The sequence below is a fragment of the Acidianus ambivalens genome (genome assembly GCF_009729015.1).
GTDB lineage: Archaea > Thermoproteota > Thermoprotei_A > Sulfolobales > Sulfolobaceae > Acidianus > Acidianus ambivalens.
The window spans coordinates 561630-580460 of the sequence record NZ_CP045482.1 but is presented as its reverse complement, the minus strand read 5'-3'; the positions used below and the strand labels follow the sequence as shown (position 1 = coordinate 580460).

At 35.4% G+C, this 18831-nt stretch carries 24 protein-coding genes; 16 read left to right on the top strand and 8 right to left on the bottom strand.

What is annotated here, in order from left to right; genetic code table 11:
- Positions 1-55: 55 nt before the first annotated feature.
- Both D1866_RS03520 and D1866_RS03515 read right to left on the bottom strand, forming a co-directional pair.
- On the bottom strand, positions 56-475 hold the full coding sequence (locus tag D1866_RS03520; protein WP_155861043.1) for an OsmC family protein: 420 nt from the start codon (positions 473-475) through the stop codon (positions 56-58).
- Complete coding sequence (locus D1866_RS03515; RefSeq protein WP_152942840.1) at positions 471-917, bottom strand: hypothetical protein; 447 nt, start codon at positions 915-917, stop codon at positions 471-473. Before D1866_RS03515 ends, D1866_RS03520 begins: the two co-directional genes overlap by 5 nt.
- Positions 918-1112: 195 nt before the next feature.
- Here D1866_RS03515 and D1866_RS03510 point away from each other — a divergent pair, with 195 nt between their 5' ends.
- The 3 genes from D1866_RS03510 to D1866_RS03500 are packed head-to-tail and all read left to right on the top strand — an operon-like array spanning position 1113 to position 3343.
- Positions 1113-1742: a CBS domain-containing protein gene (locus D1866_RS03510; RefSeq protein WP_152942842.1), complete on the top strand. Its 630-nt coding sequence runs from the start codon at positions 1113-1115 to the stop codon at positions 1740-1742.
- A 58-nt stretch (positions 1743-1800) separates the two neighbouring features.
- Entirely contained in the window at positions 1801-2247 is a 447-nt protein-coding gene (gcvH, locus tag D1866_RS03505; protein WP_152942844.1) for a glycine cleavage system protein H, read from the top strand.
- 1 nt (position 2248) lies between these two features.
- Positions 2249-3343 carry a lipoate--protein ligase family protein gene (locus tag D1866_RS03500; protein WP_152942846.1) on the top strand — a complete coding sequence of 365 codons (1095 nt, stop codon included), beginning with the start codon at positions 2249-2251 and terminating at the stop codon, positions 3341-3343.
- On the opposite strand, the gene D1866_RS03495 is transcribed toward D1866_RS03500, so the two are convergent.
- Entirely contained in the window at positions 3336-3752 is a 417-nt protein-coding gene (locus D1866_RS03495; protein ID WP_152942848.1) for a glycine cleavage system protein H, read from the bottom strand. The genes D1866_RS03500 and D1866_RS03495 overlap by 8 nt on opposite strands.
- A gap of 52 nt (positions 3753-3804) precedes the next feature.
- Here D1866_RS03495 and D1866_RS03490 point away from each other — a divergent pair, with 52 nt between their 5' ends.
- The 5 genes from D1866_RS03490 (at position 3805) to D1866_RS03470 (ending at position 8136) form a co-directional block, all read left to right on the top strand.
- Entirely contained in the window at positions 3805-4293 is a 489-nt protein-coding gene (locus tag D1866_RS03490) for an HAD family hydrolase (protein ID WP_152942850.1), read from the top strand.
- Between the two features lie 68 nt (positions 4294-4361).
- Complete coding sequence (locus tag D1866_RS03485; protein WP_152942852.1) at positions 4362-5387, top strand: lipoyl protein ligase domain-containing protein; 1026 nt, start codon at positions 4362-4364, stop codon at positions 5385-5387.
- Positions 5384-6274 (top strand): radical SAM protein, encoded by an 891-nt coding sequence (locus tag D1866_RS03480; RefSeq protein WP_155861042.1) that lies wholly within the window; start codon positions 5384-5386, stop codon positions 6272-6274. Before D1866_RS03485 ends, D1866_RS03480 begins: the two co-directional genes overlap by 4 nt.
- A complete protein-coding gene (locus D1866_RS03475) occupies positions 6271-7314 on the top strand; it encodes a radical SAM protein (RefSeq protein ID WP_152942854.1) in 1044 nt (347 codons plus the stop codon). The genes D1866_RS03480 and D1866_RS03475 overlap by 4 nt, the downstream gene beginning before the upstream one ends.
- On the top strand, positions 7315-8136 hold the full coding sequence (locus D1866_RS03470; protein ID WP_152942856.1) for a DUF8155 domain-containing protein: 822 nt from the start codon (positions 7315-7317) through the stop codon (positions 8134-8136).
- Here D1866_RS03470 and D1866_RS03465 read toward each other — a convergent pair.
- Together D1866_RS03465 and D1866_RS03460 are read right to left on the bottom strand one after the other, a co-directional pair.
- Positions 8133-8642: a nitroreductase family protein gene (locus tag D1866_RS03465; protein ID WP_152942858.1), complete on the bottom strand. Its 510-nt coding sequence runs from the start codon at positions 8640-8642 to the stop codon at positions 8133-8135. The genes D1866_RS03470 and D1866_RS03465 overlap by 4 nt on opposite strands.
- A 153-nt stretch (positions 8643-8795) precedes the next feature.
- Positions 8796-9095, bottom strand: coding sequence for a hypothetical protein (locus D1866_RS03460; protein ID WP_152942860.1), 300 nt, complete (start codon positions 9093-9095; stop codon positions 8796-8798).
- A 222-nt stretch (positions 9096-9317) separates the two neighbouring features.
- Between D1866_RS03460 and D1866_RS03455 the strand changes: the two genes are divergently transcribed.
- The gene (locus D1866_RS03455; RefSeq protein WP_152942862.1) at positions 9318-9626 is read left to right on the top strand and encodes a hypothetical protein; all 309 of its coding nucleotides are present in this window, start codon (positions 9318-9320) and stop codon (positions 9624-9626) included.
- A gap of 424 nt (positions 9627-10050) precedes the next feature.
- On the opposite strand, the gene vapB is transcribed toward D1866_RS03455, so the two are convergent.
- The 3 genes from vapB to D1866_RS03440 all read right to left on the bottom strand — a co-directional run bounded on the left by vapB (position 10051) and on the right by D1866_RS03440 (position 12172).
- On the bottom strand, positions 10051-10263 hold the full coding sequence (gene vapB / locus D1866_RS03450; protein WP_155861041.1) for a type II toxin-antitoxin system VapB family antitoxin: 213 nt from the start codon (positions 10261-10263) through the stop codon (positions 10051-10053).
- A 135-nt stretch (positions 10264-10398) separates the two neighbouring features.
- Positions 10399-11292: an aminotransferase-like domain-containing protein gene (locus D1866_RS03445; protein ID WP_152942864.1), complete on the bottom strand. Its 894-nt coding sequence runs from the start codon at positions 11290-11292 to the stop codon at positions 10399-10401.
- Positions 11267-12172: a radical SAM protein gene (locus D1866_RS03440; RefSeq protein WP_152942866.1), complete on the bottom strand. Its 906-nt coding sequence runs from the start codon at positions 12170-12172 to the stop codon at positions 11267-11269. The genes D1866_RS03445 and D1866_RS03440 overlap by 26 nt, the downstream gene beginning before the upstream one ends.
- Positions 12173-12322: 150 nt before the next feature.
- Here D1866_RS03440 and D1866_RS03435 point away from each other — a divergent pair, with 150 nt between their 5' ends.
- The 7 genes from D1866_RS03435 to D1866_RS03405 all read left to right on the top strand — a co-directional run bounded on the left by D1866_RS03435 (position 12323) and on the right by D1866_RS03405 (position 18606).
- On the top strand, positions 12323-12802 hold the full coding sequence (locus tag D1866_RS03435) for a PaREP1 family protein (protein ID WP_152942868.1): 480 nt from the start codon (positions 12323-12325) through the stop codon (positions 12800-12802).
- 78 nt (positions 12803-12880) lie between these two features.
- On the top strand, positions 12881-13264 hold the full coding sequence (locus D1866_RS03430; protein ID WP_152942870.1) for a PaREP1 family protein: 384 nt from the start codon (positions 12881-12883) through the stop codon (positions 13262-13264).
- Entirely contained in the window at positions 13236-13592 is a 357-nt protein-coding gene (locus D1866_RS03425; protein WP_152942872.1) for a PaREP1 family protein, read from the top strand. The genes D1866_RS03430 and D1866_RS03425 overlap by 29 nt, the downstream gene beginning before the upstream one ends.
- A 191-nt stretch (positions 13593-13783) precedes the next feature.
- Positions 13784-15391 (top strand): PQQ-like beta-propeller repeat protein, encoded by a 1608-nt coding sequence (locus tag D1866_RS03420; RefSeq protein ID WP_231136389.1) that lies wholly within the window; start codon positions 13784-13786, stop codon positions 15389-15391.
- Between the two features lie 644 nt (positions 15392-16035).
- Positions 16036-16998, top strand: a complete 963-nt coding sequence (locus D1866_RS03415; protein WP_152942874.1) for a CBS domain-containing protein — start codon at positions 16036-16038, stop codon at positions 16996-16998.
- Positions 16999-17861: 863 nt separating this feature from the next.
- On the top strand, positions 17862-18254 hold the full coding sequence (locus D1866_RS03410; RefSeq protein WP_155861040.1) for a HEPN domain-containing protein: 393 nt from the start codon (positions 17862-17864) through the stop codon (positions 18252-18254).
- On the top strand, positions 18235-18606 hold the full coding sequence (locus D1866_RS03405; RefSeq protein WP_152942877.1) for a nucleotidyltransferase domain-containing protein: 372 nt from the start codon (positions 18235-18237) through the stop codon (positions 18604-18606). The genes D1866_RS03410 and D1866_RS03405 overlap by 20 nt, the downstream gene beginning before the upstream one ends.
- Positions 18607-18831 lie beyond the last annotated feature (225 nt).

The window sequence follows — 18831 nt, the reverse complement described above, 5'->3', positions numbered from 1 at the left end:
ATAATAACTTAATAATCATTTTTTAAGCGCAATTATTGCTATTTTTCTTATACTTTCATTCTTTTTCAACTTTCCATTTCACGTTAACTTTTATTTGCCTAATTAGTGTGTCTTTCAGTGGACATCTCCTCATTGATTGTTCTAATACTTCATTTATTCTCTCATCTTTGCTTTTCACAGTAATGAAGTAATTTACCTCAAGTAATCCAGGAGGAACGTTAGGATCTCCTTGAAAGCCTTTTGGATCCATAGTACCTTCAATATAGCCTTCAACGTCGTCAAGTTTAACGTTCATTTCCTTTGCAACATAGTAAATTGTTAGCATCATACACGAAAGTGCAGAAGCTAAGAGCATTTCCTCTGGCGTAGGGTAATCTGAACCCATTAAACCTATGTCGACTTCTTTCCCTGCAACGCAAGTTTTTGCTACATCGCCTTCTAATCTTCCCTCCACTGTAAAGGTTATCATGTTAATTAATTAAGCCAATGTCCCTTAATATTGCTAACTCCACGGCATACCTTATATAATAAGCAGTCTTTTCTTCACTATTTAAAGCCCTTCCTATCTTCCTTTCGACTTCATTTATCTGATCTGTTACTACCACGCTTATGTTAGTCTCAAGGAGTGGTTTATTGAGTTTGAAAGCTTGATAAACCCTCAAGGTAAGTTCGTACATCTCTTCGTCCATGTTGAGTAAATAATTTCCAACTGCAGGAATTAGTTGCCCATTTATTTCGACCATCTTACCTTTAAAATACGGTTTCCAACTTAGCATACTATTCTTTACAAATTCCCATGACGGCGGAAAGCCTTTGTATTCGTCTGCGGAAGGAACTTCAGCTATTTTGTAAGTTTCTCCGTTAATTTCAATTTCTCCTTTAACTTCGACTTCTATTTTACCTAATTTTTCCTTCAACGGGGATTACACCACTGTTTCTACTTAATATAAGTAAAGATTTTTTTCTTTTCTATTTATTATAACTTGATCTGAAATGACTGCAAAAATGGATCCCTGTATTGAGGAATGTTACAGTCCAAGATCATCTTGGAAATACGTTACAATAGAGGAGTGCCTAAGGCAGTGCAAAACTATACAAATAAGTAAGGTACCATGAGCCTAGAATACATGGTAAAAAATAAGGTAGATAAAATAATCATCAACGAGGGTAACAAAAGGAAGTTAGTAACACTAAAAGGCTTGATCTTCGGCAGGGAAGAGACATTTCATGAGATAAACGAAGGAGGAACGTGGAAAAAAGAAGAAATTTACAACCTTATCTCAAAATATCATTTTTTATTTTTTACTTCTTCAAACCTTTTGATTGACGCTAAGGATTTCATAAAAAGTGAAAAAGCTAAGGAAATTGAGGTCGGCGAAGTAATGAACGTTGAGCCAATAATTTCTCCTCCAGAAGAGAGTGTATATAACGTTTTACAAAAAATGAGAGAGAGGGACGAAGAATACGCTATAATTGTCTGCAATAGCTTACCTTGCGGGATTCTTGATCTATTTGGCGTTGGCAAGGCAATATTAGAAGGTAGATTGAAGGAAAGCGTAATGAACTTTGCGGAGAAGGATTTCTTTAAGGTAACACCGGAGTCCTCGTTAGAGACTGCTAGGAAGTTAATGATCTCGTCCTCACAATTTTTCCTCCCTGTTGTTGACTTTAGGACTTTGCTTGGTAGTGTCTCTTGGAAGGAAGTTTTTGATAATTTAAATAAAGAAGCTTATGTTTCATGAATTTCATAGGAAAAATTTTTAGTATAGTTAATTGGTAAAGTTAATTTAAGTGGTAGATTTGGTAGTCGAATCCAATTGTGAAATTCCCGAAAATCTTCTTTACTATATTGAAGGCAAGAATACAGTATGGGCAAAGCAAGAGTCAGCCGATGTAATTTTAGTAGGAATAACTGATATTGCACAAACAATGGCAGGAAAGATCGTAAAAGTTAGGATAAAGAAGAAGGGCATTAAAGTAGAGAGAGGCAGACCTTTAGCTACAATGGAGAGCGGTAAGTGGGCAGGCCCAGTTCCTGCTCCGGTCTCAGGAGAGATAATTGATGTTAATGCTGAGGCGGAAAAAGATCCAGTAATAATTAACAGAGATCCGTATGGTAAAGGTTGGCTAGTTAGGATGAAAATAACTAATCCAGAAGAGTTAAAGCAACTCTATACTGGAGAACAAGCAATACAAAAGCTCAAGGAGTTAATAGCCTCAGAGAAAATATCATGCAAGAGGCTCTGAAATGAGTTGGAGATTTGCGGCTTTACCTCCCCAAGACGGCTATCACATGGTTACTTCATTCGTTTCTGTTGCCGATTACGTCAGTAGGGGAGGTAAAGATACTTTAATGGTTTTTTACGCTAAAGAACCTTTTGTTAACGTTGGTGTAAATCAAGAGGTTTGGCTTGAGGTTAACCTTGATTTTACTAAACAACACAATATTCCAGTAGTTAGGAGGGATTTAGGAGGAGGAACCGTCGTAATTACTCCCGGGGAGCACGATTTCTTCATTGTAATAAAGCAGGAAGAAGCCCCTTCAGACCCTCAATCTCTGTATAAGAAATACTTAACTCCAATTGTTAACGTAATTAGGAGTTATGGTTTAGACGCTCAGCTTAGAGATCAAGATATAGTAGTAAACGGTAAGAAAATTAGCGGTAACGGCGCAATGACTTACGAGAAGGCTGTAGTAATTGCGGGGAATATCTTACTTTCCTTTGACGCGGATTTTGTAAGTAAATGCATTAAAGTTCCTTCCGAGAAGTTTAGGGATAAGATTGCCAAGGACATGAGCGAGTGGCTAACCTCAATGGAGAAAGAACTAGGTTATGTTCCGGATAGGAACGAGCTTAACAAGAAGATCAAGGAAGAATTTGAGAAAGAACTTGGGATAAAATTTGAGGATTCTTCTTTAACACCGGAGGAAATAGAGCTTTGGGATAAGTTAGCTGAGGAAAAGAAGAGGGAGGAATGGATATACTACAAGGACAATAGGCATCCGGACTTAAGGACTGATAGGTGTGTTAAAATTTCTTCAGCAGTTGCTGTATGTCACGTTGATTATAAGGCTAGAAAATTGATTAGGATAACTGTAAAGATTGTGAATAAGAAGATTGACGAAGTTTCAATTTCCGGCGACTTCTTCCTAATGTCACCTAAAGGATTCCTAGATAGATTGGAAGATTCTTTACAAGGAGTTGAAGTTAGCAAAATTAACGAAAAAATAGATGAGGTCTTTAGTTCAGAAAAACCGGTTATCTTCGGTTTTACTGCAGACGATTTGAAGAAAGCCTTTGAGGAGATTTTGAATAAACCTGAAATAAGAGAAATTATTTAACTACTTTTTCTGCTTCTTCTTTAAACTTTTCATATGCCTCATTTATCGTCTTGAATCTTCTTTCGTCTATACTCTCAACTTTTACCTTTATTATCCATGCATCATAAGGTTTTTCGTTGATAATTGATGGGTCTTTAATTACATTTTCGTTAACTGCAATTATTTCTCCAGTTATTGGCAACCTAAATTTTCCTACCCATTTTGCGCTTTCTATGCTAAATAATGTACTCCTTGGCGTAACTTTTTCTCCTACTTCCTTTGTAGATACTTGGAAGATTTTTCCGGCCATGTATTGGCCTAATGACGTTATTCCTATAGAAATTACATTGTTTTCTTCTTTCTTTATCCATACGTGTTTTTCCTCGTCGTATAAGAGTTCTTCGGGAAATTCAAACCCTGAAATATTCATAATTTAATAGCTTATCTTAAAACTTAAAAATCTTAATTTTAGAAATCAATCTATGAAATATGCCATATGGCTTGACGGCGTAGTTCTTGACGTAGATCTTACTGAACTGCTTTACAAGAAATTTAAGGGAGACAAGGATGTAAATTTGCCTTACACGTTTAATGTTCACAAAGATTGGGAGGATTTCTATAGCAAAATAAAGGGGAAAGATATTGTTTTCCTTTCGCCATATGATGAGAGGACAACTAGAGAAATAATAGAAAAGGTATTTAAAAACGACGCGATAAAATTCATTCCTTCTATGAGTAAACCTGAGAAGAAATGTTTAGGTAAGCTTTTTTCTGAATTTCCAGAATTCCAACCTTTAGAGACTGCAATTATAGGATCTTCTCCTTTAGATCTGCTCTCTGCTAGGTTTTATGATTCGAGGATTAAGGTATTATGCGTAAATAGGTATACTAGCTGCGCTAAATATTCTCCGTATTTAATGGCCAACTCCCTAGAGGAACTTTACGATTTAATGGTAAAATTGAAGTTGTAAGTTTCGCAATCTTCTCAATCTTATTATAAAGAAATTTTTATATATTTAATTAACTTCTTTTTCTTTTGATGGATTCTTTTAGATTTTTGATAGAAAGGAATTCACAAGCTAAAATACTTGCAGGAGAAGAGGCTTTATTAGAATCAGTTGCTTCTGGTGGAGAGCCTACTTTAAGGTTTGTAATCTTTGATCCTACTGCAGTATTAGTAGGCTATCATCAAGCCGTTGAACAGGAAGTCAATGTGGAGGAAGTTAAGAGGAGAGGTTGGGAGATAGGTAGGAGACCTACTGGTGGTGGGACAATTATAATGGGGCCTTTTCAACTTGGTTGGGAAATTTACGCTGAATCTTCCATTATAGGTAATCCGGAAGAGGCAATAAGAAAAGGTGCTGAAGGAGTAATCATTACCTTGAAGAAGTTAGGGCTTAACGCAAATTTTAGACCTAAAAACGACGTAGAGATTAACGGTAGGAAAATTTCCGGCATAGGGGCTTTCTCAATAGGCAAATACGTTTCCGTAACCGGAACAATATTATTGGATTTTAATGTTGATGACATGATTTCAACACTAAAGTTAAGTTCTGAAAAATTAAAGGATAAAATAGCTAAGGATTATAAGGAGAGAGTAACGTGGATTAATAGGGAGAGGAGCCCTATCGATATGGAGGAATTAATCTCAACAGCTAAAGAAGGTTTTGAAGAAGCATTAAAAGTTAAGCTTATTGATGGAAAGTATACAGATAAGGAGATTGAGGATATTAATACATTATCTTTAAAGTATTCCTCTCCAGAATGGATTTTTAACACTAGAATTCCACTAAAAGGCGATATAAAATATGCTGAGGAAAAGTTCCCTGGAGGATTAGTTAAAGTTCAAGCTAAAGTGCAAGGAAAGGTTATTGAGGCAATTTTGATTACTGGAGACTTTTTCGTTGAACCTAAAAGGGCAATTTACGATTTAGAGGCTAGGTTAAAATGGTCTTTAGTGGACGATATAGAGAAAGAGGTAAGAGATTGGTACTCTCAAGTTAAAATTATTGGAATAAAACCTGAAGACTTAATTAAAGTGATAAAGGAGGCTGTAAGCAAGTGAGACCCATCTATTTTTATGCTCCATCTTTAAAAAGATATGAAAACGAATATTTTACGTCTAGATCAGGCTGGAAGGCAATTTCAGTAACTGGAACTTATTGTGCGTTTAATTGCAAGCATTGTAATAGGAGAGTCTTAGAAACTATGGCTGACGGCTCTACCAGAGAAAAATTCGAGAAGGAAATCTCTACTGCAAAGGGAGGAGTAATAATCTCTGGAGGCTCAACTCCTAGAGGAGACGTTCCTGTTTGGAAATATTCTGATATTCTAAGAAGTAGAAAGGATTTAACAATAATTGCACATACTGGAGTAGTTAAGAATGAAGAGATTGCAAGAAAGTTCAAGGAATCTGGCGTAAAGATTGCATTATTGGATATGGTTGGAGATAACGAGACAATTAGGGAAGTATTAGGTCAGCCTTTTACAGTAGATGATTACTTGAATTCTTTTAAATACTTAAAGAAAGAAGGAATAAAGATTGTTCCTCATGTAATCATGGGTTTAAGTAAAAAAGGAGAGGAAGGAGACTTAAATGCAATAAGGTTATTGAAGGAAGTTAATCCAGACGCAGTGATAATAGTAGGTTTAATGCCTTTAGTTGGGACAGCATATAACGAAATTTCTCCACCTCCCCCTTCACATTTAATTAATGGACTTAAGTTGGCTAGAGATTTATTTAACGTACCAGTAATGTTAGGTTGCGCTAGGCCCTTAGGAAGTAAATATAGTGAAGTTGAGAAGTTTGCAGTTGATTACGAAGTGGATGGAATAGCTTTTCCAGAGGAAAATACTATAGAATACGCTAAAGAAAAAGGAAGAAAAGTAATCTTAAGTAATGCTTGTTGTAGTAACGTGGTTTATGACTTTATTTTACGGGTGTCCCTATGATAAGTAGTCCAGATTGGGTTAGGTTAAGTTTCGGGGCAGACATGGTTTTAGGTTTCAGCCCCGGAAAATTTCTAAAAGGAGCATTAAATACTACAATAAATCTCCTAGAGTACTATCCTGACGGATGTAAAGCAAACTGTATCTACTGCGGTCAGGCTAGAGAAGTAGCTAAAGGACCAGAATGCAAAACGTTAATAAGAGTTGAGTGGCCTCTAAGAAAACTTGACGACGTGTTAAATAGAATTAAAGAAAGGGAAGGAAATCCAGAATACGGACTCCAAAGAATATGCGTAGGGCAATTAGCTCATCCAAGAGCTTCTCCAGACGCAATAGAAATCACTAGAAGAATTAGGGAGAAGGGAATAGAATTGCAAATATCTGAACTGGTAACTGCAACGTACACTTTTAAGCAACATATGATTGAAATGAGAAAGGCAGGGGCCGACATGATAGACGTTGCAATCGATGCTGCTAGTAAAAGAGTTTTTGATCAAGTTAGAGGAAAACCTGTGAGAAGTATGCATAGATGGGAAAGGTATATTCAAGCAATTGATGAAGCTGTAGAGGTGTTTGGCAAGAAGAATGCTGGAATTCATTTAATTGTTGGCTTAGGAGAGACTGAAAAAGAAGCTGTTGAGTTAATTTGGTATGCTCATAGTAGGGGAGCTAAGATAAGTTTATTTGCGTTCTATCCAGAACTAGGAACTCCCATGCAAAACAAAAAGCCAGTTCCATTAAATGTTTATAGGAGAATTCAGTTAGCCAGATGGTTAATAGAGAATGACCTAGTTAAGTTGGAGGACTTTACTTTTGACGAAGAAGGCAAGATAGTTGATATAAATATTCCCCAAGACTTGAGCTTAAAGGAACTTACGCCGGCCTTTATGACGAGCGGATGCCCAGGCTGTAATAGACCTTATTCTAACGAAAGGCCAGGAAGTGTATTGAAGAATTATCCGTGGTACCCAGACGAGAAGCAAACCTTATCTGCAATAAAGGCAAGTAAAATACCATCTTTAATAAAGAGGTTTGTAAACTGAATGCTCTTAAGTTATTTTTCTAGTGGTTTTCCTTCTCACGTTAAAGGTAAAGCTTTAGATCTTTCTTCAGATGACATGGAGTATTTTTATTCTCCATTTGACGGTAGAATTGAAAGAATTGAAAAATTCGTAGTAGGTAGACCAAATAGATTTGCTGAAGTTAATTACGATTACCTTATTCTATTAAGGAGAGAAAACGGCAAACTAATAAAGATACTCCATGTAGAACCTTTCATAACTGTTGGAGAAGAGATAAAGAAAGGAGATAAGCTAGGCAAGTTTCTGATTAATCCTTATACTGGTGGAGATTTCCTTCATGCACACATTGAAGGTCTAAGAATAAAATTTCCTAAACTCACTAAATATGATGAAAGGGGAATAGGTAAAGTAGTAAATAAGTGTAAGAACTATTTTGACGTTGAAATAATAACCTATTCTGCTGCAGGAAATTTAAGGGGATTAGGCTGTTGTGGCGGGTTATTAAATGCAAGCTTACCTTACGCAGGATATGGCGGAATAATAGGTATAGACAGTGTAAACGAAGTAAAAATAGAAAACATGAAATTTTTTATTCGCAGGATTAAGAAAAAGAATGTAGTAATGTTTGAAGCAAGGAAAGGATTAATAAAAAACTGGGAATATTCCTCATCATTTAAAGTGCTTGAAGGCAAGCCAATATATGGTTTACCTCTCTTCGAAGCGGTTCTCTCAATTAATTCTCTTCCTAGAGTTAGATTTTTTATAAAAAATTCTAAATTTAATGAAGGAGATGAAGTAGACGTTTGGGAATTAATTAACTCTTCAAGTAGCTTATTCCCTTAGCTCCACTTTTCATAAAGTATTACATCTTCTGGACTTTTAACAGTCTTAGGCTTTGGTTTATATTCTGGATCTGGATATCCTAAAGAAAGCAGAGTAACCAAAACTTTTTCCTTAGGTATGCCTAAGATTTTCTTTGCAGTCTCGTTCTCATAAGCGGCAACCCAACCTACTCCTAGACCTACCGCATATGCCGAAAGAACGAAATACATGGTCGCATTAACAACGTCTACCATCCAAGTGTCGGGGCTTACATCCGGTTCTCCTACAACTGCTATATTAACTGGAGCGAGTAATAAGTGAGATGCCCCTTTATGCAGTTTTGAAAGTTCTTCCTTAGTTTTCTCATCCCTTATTATTATGAACTTCCAAGGTTCTCTATTCATGGAGTTAGGGGCGTGATTTGCCACATAAATTAACTTTTTCAAAAGCTCGTTATCTACGTCCTTTTTCTGGAAACTCCTAATACTTCTTCTATTCATAAGGAATTCCAGTATATCTTCGCGCATAATATTATGACAAAGGGATATTTTTTAAATTTATTTAAAGGACGATGACTCTTTCAAAATGTTTATAATTTACGACGATAACTATTCCTTGGGTCTATGTTTTCTTCGGATCCTTCAATGATAACAAGAAAAGAGAAATAGGTAGTGTGCCCTTTAATTCTTCAAAAACTTTTTATTTAATTCCCTTTCTCTTTCCACTTCCGAATCTTCAGCACTCACCTTATTTAACCATAAATCTATTGCTTGATTTATTGCTTCAGAAAGCGTCAATCTTCTCCTTATAGCTTCAGCCTTAAATTCCCTAAGTTTCTTTTCATCGATCTTTTTATAACTAGGGTCACACATTTTACCTATTTCACCTAGGTAAATAAGTTTTCTCAGAATTTTTATCAATATTTTGTTATTCTTTGTGAAAAACGACGTTATTTTCTCTCCTATCAAAGTAATGTTCATCTCCTATTCTCTATATAGGAAGAGAAGCATAAAAATACTTATATAAATTTCTTTCTCTAATAAACTTTCCATAATACGATAACTTTTTACCTAAAATGTTACAGTGTGTTAAAGGTTAATATATAATATTATTCTCCTATAACTTAAAAAGTTTTTATGTATTATGGAAATTAAGGAAGGATTTATATACCCTTAAAGAGAACCTTATCTTAGTGAGAAAAAATGGTGGTTGAGAAAGTATTGGCAACAATTGGTGGAATATTAACATTAATAGCTGGAATAGTAGACATTGCAACCAGAAATCCATTAGCTCACTACATATACGGACTTAACATAATAAGCGGAAGCGTAATGATCTACCTAGGAATACTTGGCATCGTTGCAGGATTAATGACACTATATGGAGAATACAAGAACGATAGAGACTTCGTAATTGCCGGCGGAGCACTAGGATTAGCAACCCCTACTGAATTCTCCTTACTAAGCTTAATTGGAGGACTATTGATGCAGAAAGAAAAAGTTAAGGCTTAAAGAGGCTAACGATACAGTAAGAATAAATTAAAGTTAATTTTTGTTAACTTATGTCCTTGAATTATGTATTATTTTGCTTATATGGTAGACTATTGGACGATTTAGCTTATTAGATGAATTTTGCTTAAAATTATAACACAGTCCTTCGATTTATGGTAATTTATTAAATTTAACTCTGTAATTAATAGCCCATCTCCCTTTATAGAAGGTAATTTCTCTTAAATGACCAGTAGAGCTCATAGCAATAACATAAATTGTCTTACATAAAAGGAATTTATTAACTACTCTAATACAACGTTCTTCTCACCATTAAATATCGCTATCCTTCAAGATTATTAGGAAAATTCCAAATGCTAAGAAATCATTATTATCTTCTGTTGCCATTTTAATTACTCTACCTTAAAACTATTGCTAAAGAGAAAAATCAAGCTTCTCTATTCTCTCTAATTAAATCCGAATTATCTATATTTTTCATTTTGGCTAAATTTTTCTTTCCTTCTTCTATATATTTTCTTATTAGCTCCTTCCTTACTCTATCTTCTATGTACTTACTTATCTCCTTTTGCCAATCAACATTTACCGAATTCATCAATTCCCTTAACTTTTTTGGTATCCGTATACTGTAAACTGTAGACACATAAAAATATTCTCATTAAAGTTAAAATAAGTTGCTGTTCTTACAGGCAGCTAATAATGTTAAGGAGTTTCAAGTATCTCAACAAGTACGTATGAGGAAAATAACTAAAATTAATACTATCATATAATGATTTTATCAATATTTAAACAGCTTATCTCTTATCTCACTAATAGAATATCTACTTATAGTTAGCCTAGATAAATTCTCTCTACCTTCTTTTCTCTTAAAATACCTAGAACCGTCTGCTACCTTGACTAAAAATTTCTCCTTTGGAATGGTAAGTAAAAGCGACACTCCACCTTGTGGCACTTTATAGAGAGACGAGGAAAAGAAATCCTTGGCTTCGTTTAACCTTTTCTCATAAACTTCCTTCTCCTCTTTAATAATCCTTTGCAATTCGCCCATCTCGTAAAGCCTGGATATAATGTACTGCGAAATTGATGAAGGTTTGCCGTAATATTTACGATTTGTAAAAGCTACCCTTAGTCCCGGGCCTAATATTCTTGTAAAACTTGAAGTATACACTACATTCTTATCAAGTAAAGCCTTAGAATTTGAGAAATAACCGTAAACGTCGTCTTCCACGATCTTAACTCCTTTCTCAATGCTGTCCTCAAGGAACTCTTCTGAAATCTTAGAGTCTGCAACTACTCCAGTAGGATTATTTACTGGAGCAAAGTAAAAACAATCTCCCTTAAATTCCCATTTTCCTTCTGCAACTAAACCTTCGTAAGTTACAACCTTATCTTCTCTTATTACACTATCGTGAGTAGGTTCTTCTGCAGAAACTGCTCTGCATTCATCAAAAGTTTGTCTAGTTACCTCCATAACAGAGGTTGCAAAATGAGGCTTGAAATCAATTCCCCTCAAGTTAATGACGTATTTGACTGCGTCGTAAAAACCTTTCATTATGCCTTCAAACATTACTGTTTCTATTTTCAATTCCTTCATAATTTCTTCCAAGGATTTAACTATTCTAGGATCAGGAAGTCCTCTACTTAAATCAATATACGAAGTATTTGATTCCATTAAATTCCACCTCTTTTGCAACTTTCATAACCTCTTTCAAATCAATATTATGTTCTTTGCAAACTTCCCTTATTTCGTCCTCAGTCATTGGCTGTATTTTTAAGGTTAAAAGTAAGCTTTCTAAAGGATTCTTAGGATCTACGTAAAACTTTCCTCTCTCAACGTAATCTATTATATAAACTTCGCGTACGTACTTAGAGATTATCTTTCCTGCTTTGATTAGCGACTCTGCTGAAGGTGGCAAAGCCCATTTTTCTGCCGGTGGCCTTGTAGGAACCATTATGTGAACTTTATCTGGATTAAACGAGGCGAGGGCCTCACCTATCTTTTCAAGCTCATCTTCTTTATCGTTTATTCCCTTAACTAGCATTACCTCTGCCCATATTTCTCCACTGAACTCTTCCCTAAACTTTTGTAGGCCTTCTAAGAATTTTGGAAAAGTGATTTCTCTATGAGGCCTATCCACTATCCTAAAAGTTCTCTCATCCCCTGCGTCAGTGCTAACTTTAACAACGTCTGCCGGACTCAAGTCCTTTCTAACCTTATCCACATAAAGCCTGCCTCCATTAGTAAATACTGCAACTTTCTTATCTTGAATTTTCTTACTCCACCTAACTAATTCTCCTAGCTTAGAGTAAAGAGTTGGCTCGCCGTCACCTATAAAAGTTAAGTAATCGTAATCAAAGATCTTTACAGCTTCTTCTATTTCTTTCTTAATTTCTTCCTCGTCAAAAAAGTTCCTTTCTTCGTTTATGAAAGTCGTAGTTCTACCTAATTGACAATATATGCAATTCCAATTGCACACCTTGAGCGGAACTACATTAACGCCTAGTGATCTGCCGAACCTTCTTGAAGGTACAGGTCCGAACACGTATTTCATAAGATGATATAATGTCTTGACAATAAAAATATTAGTATAAGTATTCTATTAGTCGATTAATAAAACGAAATTAACTTACATTATAAAATTTCAATATATTCAAGATTTAAATGAAAAAGCATATATTCACGACAAAAGAGAAACATATATATGCAATTACCAAAGGAGATCGAAGATGCAATAAAGAAAGAAGCCAAAGAGAAAGGAATTGATGAAGAAGTGTTGTTAATAGATAAGCTTTCTAAAGACCTAGATCCTCAAACTAGGTATAGTTTATACAAGGAAAAAGCTGAGGAACTTTTAGCAGAGGCAAGGAAGTATCTAGAAAGCAAGGACTTTATTCAAGCTTCAGAAAAAGCGTGGGGAGCATGCGCCTCTATCGTCAAGGCTTACGCTGAAAAAAGAGGACTGGAACATTATAGGCATAGACAATTGGAGGAAATAATGAGTAACATAATTTCACAGATGAACGGAGATAAGGAATTAATATCTGAGTGGTCAACTTGTTTACGTTTGCATTCTAATTTTTATGATAATTTCATGACGGAGAAGGATTTACATTCGTCGATTGAACTAGTTGAGAATTTCGTAAAAAATATGGAAAGGATACTGACTAGCAATGAAGGATAGAGCTTGCTAGAATTTATTTTTACTATATTCTTACTCATGGGTTCAAATTTATATTATTCAGATGCAGAATAATATATAATGTCTAACGTTAATCTTTTATCAGCCTCAGATGTGTTAATTAAAGAGGCTGATGAACTGTTAGAAAAAGGCGACACAGTACAAGCATCAGAAAAATACTACAAAGCTGCAGAAGAAGCAATAAAACTCATAACAAAAACATTAAACATACAAGACGTACTACAAAAAGTAAGGGAAGAGGGATATTGGAGCCTTGGAATTCTTCACGACGCTGTAGTTGAAATCTCACAGAGACTAAATAACGATAGAATTATTGAATTATGGAAGTCTGCTGTAATAATATTTACTGTAAGTCTTCCTAAGAACATCTTAATAATTGAAGCAGAAAAAGTGAAAGAACTTGTCAAGCTCGCAGATGAAATTGCAAATCTTAAATTGGATTAAAGAGGCTGATGAACTGTTAGAAAAAGGCGACACAGTACAAGCATCAGAAAAATACTACAAAGCTGCAGAAGAAGCAATAAAACTCATAACAAAAACATTAAACATACAAGACGTACTACAAAAAGTAAAAAACCTAGGAAGATGGTCCTCAACTTTACTTTTTGAAGGAGCTATGTCAATCTCCCCGGAAATGTACTCTATCTGGAGCGATGCATGGTATTTACACATTTACGGATTTCATGAAATGAAACTAACATACAACGAGGTCAAAAAGGCCTCATATAATATTCATAAAATAATAAAGATCCTAAACGATTTATTTAAATAAATAATTCAATTAATATCTTTTTACTAGTTATCTTATATCAGTATCTTCTACTCTACATTTAGTTCCTAAGGCCATTCTTTTTAAACTAAAAACTATAAAAAATGATAAAAAAGAATCATATAAATTTTACTTTCTTAGAAATTGATAGTTAAATATTTATAAAAAATAGACAAAGATCTTTATGAGGAAGAATGAACCTAAAAATCCTTGTTGGACTCTTCATATTAGGTATAATAATTCTGTCAGCAATGACTTTCCTCAATTTTACTACCATTGTAGCTCAAGATAAAGGAGACCAACAACCTAAGGGACCTATAGTTTATACTTATACCGAGTATAACGGGACTTATTTCCCTCACATATTGACCGTTGTCTATTATCCTTGCAACGCAACATGCAGCAACTTAGGTTTTCCATCAGTCTGGCCAGTAAGTAATGAAAACCAATGCCATAATGCTGTAGTAAATACTACTTGCCAAGCCTTGATAGAGGGAGTTGATTGGCAATTGCCATTACTTAATTACGTAGGTGGAGTCGCAATTCCGCTATCAACACCTCCATGCAAATTACCTTGGGCACAACAACTTGGAGTAAAAGGAGCATTAGTTTACTATACTCAAATGGTAGGTGAACCTCTAGGAGTTACTTTAGCTTGTGGATTACTTTACGCAACAGAGGATAGCATGCCTGGGAGTATAACGGCAATTAACCCAGTAACAGGGAAAATAGTTTGGATGGCTAACGGCTTGGCAGGACCCGCGATGAATAACCCAGTAGTATGGCACGGTATAGTTTACGTCTCAGTTGGAGGAGTATGCTTTACCTTCTCACAGTTTGTACACTTCGAAGACCACCAATACTGTAAGATACACAGAGGTAGATGCGGAGCAGTTTACGCTTTTAACGCAACTAATGGTCAACTGTTGTGGATGAGATTTACTTACGGTGAAGCAATGCCGGCCCCAGCAATTTATGACGGAATTTTAGCTTACGTAACCGGTGGAGGCTGTTTTGTAGGAGTTAACGCAACTACTGGACAAACATTGTGGGTAGACCACTTCCCAGGCTTTATTGCAAACATGGCAAGTGTTAATTATTACGTCTTGCCTAACGGCACTCCATTATTCATTGCTGGCTTTACTTATACTGCACCACCTTATGGTTATATAATAGCAGTTAACGGATTAAATGGCCATGAAGCTTGGAACGCAACAATGCCTGCACCGTATGTAGGCGCTAACACGGGATTAGGAGACGTAGCTCCAGCAGTTGACCAACAATTAGGAATAGTAGTTGATAATGACATTGCTAACTTCTCTAATGGTTACGTTGATATGGTAACTTTCGCATTAAACGCTACAAATGGTAAACCACTATGGGCTGTGAACACAGGTAGAGGGCCAATACCACCTGCATATAAAGGTGGAATGCCATTAATAGTGGGGAATGTAGTTTACGACGGTAACCCATCCTTAGGAACAGTTAATGCAATATGCATAAAGACTGGTAAGATATTATGGTCTACAAAATTGCCATGCTTGCAAACTCCTCCAAAGTTCCCTGGAGGACCGAGAGGTTCTCCAACGTATTATCACGGCTTACTGTGGGTATCTGCTGGACAGTACGTTTACGTAATTAATCCAAAGAATGGAGATATACTAACATTCTACTGGATAGGTGGTAGGTTGGGAATAATGAACCCAGTAATAGCTGGAAATACAATGTTCTTGTCAAACTCCTACGGTTGGATAGTGGCAATTCCGTTATCCCAAATATATCCTGCATACATCTATTATTAAAAGGAATACATGAGATATTAACTTAATTAATTTTTTATTCATATATTTTTCCTTCTTCTCCTCTTTTCTTTCTTCTGCTACTAACTATTTAGCATATTCTTTTCATCCTTCTCGTCCTTGGTTAATTAAGCATGGGTACCAATGAAATTTATCTTCGGTAACCTACAGATGAACCGTTCGATAGAGAGGAAGAAATTAAGGTTCTCTTTATGTTGATTAACGGAAAACAACCGGTAAGCATAATAGGAGAGTTGGGAAAATTTCAATATTATTAAAAGTTATGTCTTCAAGCTCTTATCATTGCTTAAAGAGTTGAAGGAATTAGCAGAAAGGAAGCCTCCTTTAAGAATCTCACTGCTCTGCCCTTGAATATGTCAACTATCTCTTCTCTTCTCATATCTGTATGAGTCTCTTCAAGTTTAAAACATTAGGCATCACACGGGAAGCACACGCATTCCATTTCAAAAAATTGTAGGTATATTTATCATTATAATCATTATAAATTCAGATAAGCTTATATCTTACATAATTTTCACTATCTACACTATTTATTCCTTCAAAGCTCATTTTAACATATTTCAGGATGTTTATATAATATCTTGAATAAAAGGATTAAATTCTAAGAAAGAGAAAGTAATAATGCAATGTTAAAGGCAATAATGTCCTCAAACCTTAAAACACTAGACGTAAATGCAACGTTAAAGGATGCGGCAGAATTAATGGTTTCCTCTGGAATAAGGAGAGTCCCAGTAACTGTAGCAGGGAGTATTATAGGAGTAGTTTCTGCTAGGACAATAGTAAAGGAGGCAATTAATAACCAGAACTGGGCTACGGAAAAACTATCCGACGTCGCAAAGCCTGCAATAACTGTAGATCCCGATACTCCTTTCAGGACTGCGGCAAAAATAATGTTAAAATACGGTGTAGGTTCTTTAATTGTTAAGGGACAAGGTATAGTAACTGAAAGAGATTTAGCAAAAGTTATTCCAAGAGTTACAATACCAGCAATTTCCGTAGGTACTACAAACGTGTTAACATTACCTTCAGATTCCACGGTAATGGATGCGGCAAAGAGCATGATATCCTTGGGAATTTCTCACATACCTATAACTTCTGGATCTGACGTAATAGGTATGGTTTCTCTAAGAGACGTACTTAAGGCAATTCATGATGGAAACACTACTGGAAAGCTTTCGGACATCGCTTCTAAGAGCTTAGTTTACGAAGATATTGACGCTTCGGTAGAAGACATAGCTGACTTAATTGTATCAAAATACGTTGGAGCAGTACCACTCTTCGAAGGAGAACCTAAAGCTGCAAACTTACGCGGGATAATAACTGAATGGGACTTAGTAAGGCTTTACGCAACAATGGTTAGAGCTCACGTGCTAATTAAAGCTGAACCATCTAAGATAAGGGGATTAGTTGCAGCACTAATGGCTACTCCTAGAGTTTACGACGTTGCAATAGTTTACGGTCCATACGATTTGTTAGTTACAATAGACGTTGAAGACCCGGACTTAATAGGAACTACGGTAATTAATTCAATAGCGTCTATGTCAGGGGTAAAGGAAACTACAACGCTAATAGAGGCTGAGCAAATCTAAATTATTTTTTAATGTTATTTGTATCGTGTGTTCTCTATTCTTAACTTTATTATTAAATCTCCTTGGCCTTTTGAGTAAACTACAATGAGAAAGAAGAAATTCACTAAGAGTAAAGCTAAAAGATAGCTAATATAAATTAACTTTGATTAGAATAAAAATTCTGTTGGACATTTCCTGCTTTGGCATCTTTTAGGAATAATATTAACTTTTAGTATTTTCCCATTATTTAACAATTTTTTACAAAAGATTGAAAGCCTCGTCCCTCACAAGTGCTGGGATAACTAAAGTTTAAATATCTCTTTTTCTAAAAATCTTTCAGTAACGCTAACGACGCTCCTTGCTGAATGGGACTGTGAGAGGAGCAACCAGTATCTCTTAAGGGACTAGAGCTCGGCGATGAAAGTTCCCTTTCTGGGGCTCTCTGGCTACCCCGACTGCTAAATGAGATCCGAATTGATGGTGAGAACGATGAGGAGGGAACCCTCACCCTTCCAGGGCGGGGAGGAGTCAGTTGCTACCTACAAGTAAATACCTCAAGATATATTTGCAACTACCAGCTCAACTATATCAGTAACTTCTTCAATAGCAAGCTACGTTTTTACTGTCATTGGTTCAATAATAGTCTCCTTAATTTCTTACCAGTGGACTGTAATACTTTCATTACTACTCTTTATAGCATTAGATGTTTACTTCGTGCCGTTCTTCGTTAATGTAATAAGATCGGTAAAAAGCAATGAGAGCAAATAAATTAAGGTTTTCATTACCAAACCTTGTTCGTTAACCTAACTGCTTTAGTACTAGCTAATAACGAAAGGTCAGCTTTCAAACTATTTTCTTAAATAAGTTAAGCCAACTATATTCTTGTGGTAAGCAGAGTCAACGATTGGATTAGACAAGCTGAGAGAAATCTTAGATCTGCTGAAATTAATTATCAAAATGAGCTTTATGAAGAAACTTGCTATGAATCACAGCAAACTGCAGAAAAAGCTGTTAAAGCTTTGTTAAGTTATTTTCATAAAGAACAAAGAGGTCATTCTATTACCTTCCTTTTACAGTCATCATCTTTTCAAATTCCAGAGGAAATATTAAGATGTGCACAAGAACTTGATAAACATTACATACCCTCACGTTACCCTGACGCTTACGATCAAGGTGCTCCTGCAGATTATTACAATAAAGACGACGCAAATAGATGCTTAGATTGCGGAAGAAAAATTTTATCATGGGTGAAGGAAATTGTGGGAGGAACTTTGTAAGGAATATTCTAAGTTTAATCCAAAGCTAGTTGTACTATTTGGATCCTATGCCAGAGGTGATTATACTAACGAGAGCGATATTGACGTTTTGATCGTTTCTGACGTTTTTCCTCGCGATCCTAGGGAGGGTTTTGCAATGACTTATACCATGAAATTTCCTAAGGTAATGCCTGTAGCAATGAATACTCAAGTTTTTCTAAAGAAGTTGATTGAAGGTTCTACGTTTATTCTTGAAATTATAGAAGACGGTAAAATATTATGCGGAGATAAAGAATTCGAAAAAGATGTTTTAGAAAAATACAAGGAAATTAGAAAAAGGTTTAGAAGAAAAGGGAAGTTATGGGAATGGTGACACAGTTAAATGTTGAAAAATGGTAGAACTATAATTGAAATTTACCATCCTATAATCACGGAATTAACGTATTTTAATATCTCATCTTTGAAATTCTTCTATTCGCTTTCATAATATAAGAGGTTTTAAAAGCTGGCAATACTGCGGAACTTTTTTAGTTTAGCCTTAATGCTCTCATGCACATTAACACTTCACTGCCTAGTAAAATTTTCTTCAAAAATTGTT

What these genes read in the sequence shown, in the direction of transcription:
- D1866_RS03510 (WP_152942842.1), top strand. Translation starts at nt 1,113, where the DNA reads ATGAGCCTAGAATACATGGTAAAAAATAAGGTAGATAAAATAATCATC.
- D1866_RS03500 (WP_152942846.1), top strand. Translation starts at nt 2,249, where the DNA reads ATGAGTTGGAGATTTGCGGCTTTACCTCCCCAAGACGGCTATCACATG.
- D1866_RS03495 (WP_152942848.1), bottom strand. Translation starts at nt 3,752, where the DNA reads ATGAATATTTCAGGGTTTGAATTTCCCGAAGAACTCTTATACGACGAG.
- D1866_RS03490 (WP_152942850.1), top strand. Translation starts at nt 3,805, where the DNA reads ATGAAATATGCCATATGGCTTGACGGCGTAGTTCTTGACGTAGATCTT.
- D1866_RS03485 (WP_152942852.1), top strand. Translation starts at nt 4,362, where the DNA reads ATGGATTCTTTTAGATTTTTGATAGAAAGGAATTCACAAGCTAAAATA.
- D1866_RS03475 (WP_152942854.1), top strand. Translation starts at nt 6,271, where the DNA reads ATGATAAGTAGTCCAGATTGGGTTAGGTTAAGTTTCGGGGCAGACATG.
- D1866_RS03470 (WP_152942856.1), top strand. Translation starts at nt 7,315, where the DNA reads ATGCTCTTAAGTTATTTTTCTAGTGGTTTTCCTTCTCACGTTAAAGGT.
- D1866_RS03465 (WP_152942858.1), bottom strand. Translation starts at nt 8,642, where the DNA reads ATGCGCGAAGATATACTGGAATTCCTTATGAATAGAAGAAGTATTAGG.
- D1866_RS03460 (WP_152942860.1), bottom strand. Translation starts at nt 9,095, where the DNA reads ATGAACATTACTTTGATAGGAGAGAAAATAACGTCGTTTTTCACAAAG.
- D1866_RS03455 (WP_152942862.1), top strand. Translation starts at nt 9,318, where the DNA reads ATGGTGGTTGAGAAAGTATTGGCAACAATTGGTGGAATATTAACATTA.
- D1866_RS03445 (WP_152942864.1), bottom strand. Translation starts at nt 11,292, where the DNA reads ATGGAATCAAATACTTCGTATATTGATTTAAGTAGAGGACTTCCTGAT.
- D1866_RS03440 (WP_152942866.1), bottom strand. Translation starts at nt 12,172, where the DNA reads ATGAAATACGTGTTCGGACCTGTACCTTCAAGAAGGTTCGGCAGATCA.
- D1866_RS03435 (WP_152942868.1), top strand. Translation starts at nt 12,323, where the DNA reads ATGCAATTACCAAAGGAGATCGAAGATGCAATAAAGAAAGAAGCCAAA.
- D1866_RS03430 (WP_152942870.1), top strand. Translation starts at nt 12,881, where the DNA reads ATGTCTAACGTTAATCTTTTATCAGCCTCAGATGTGTTAATTAAAGAG.
- D1866_RS03425 (WP_152942872.1), top strand. Translation starts at nt 13,236, where the DNA reads ATGAAATTGCAAATCTTAAATTGGATTAAAGAGGCTGATGAACTGTTA.
- D1866_RS03420 (WP_231136389.1), top strand. Translation starts at nt 13,784, where the DNA reads ATGAACCTAAAAATCCTTGTTGGACTCTTCATATTAGGTATAATAATT.
- D1866_RS03415 (WP_152942874.1), top strand. Translation starts at nt 16,036, where the DNA reads ATGTTAAAGGCAATAATGTCCTCAAACCTTAAAACACTAGACGTAAAT.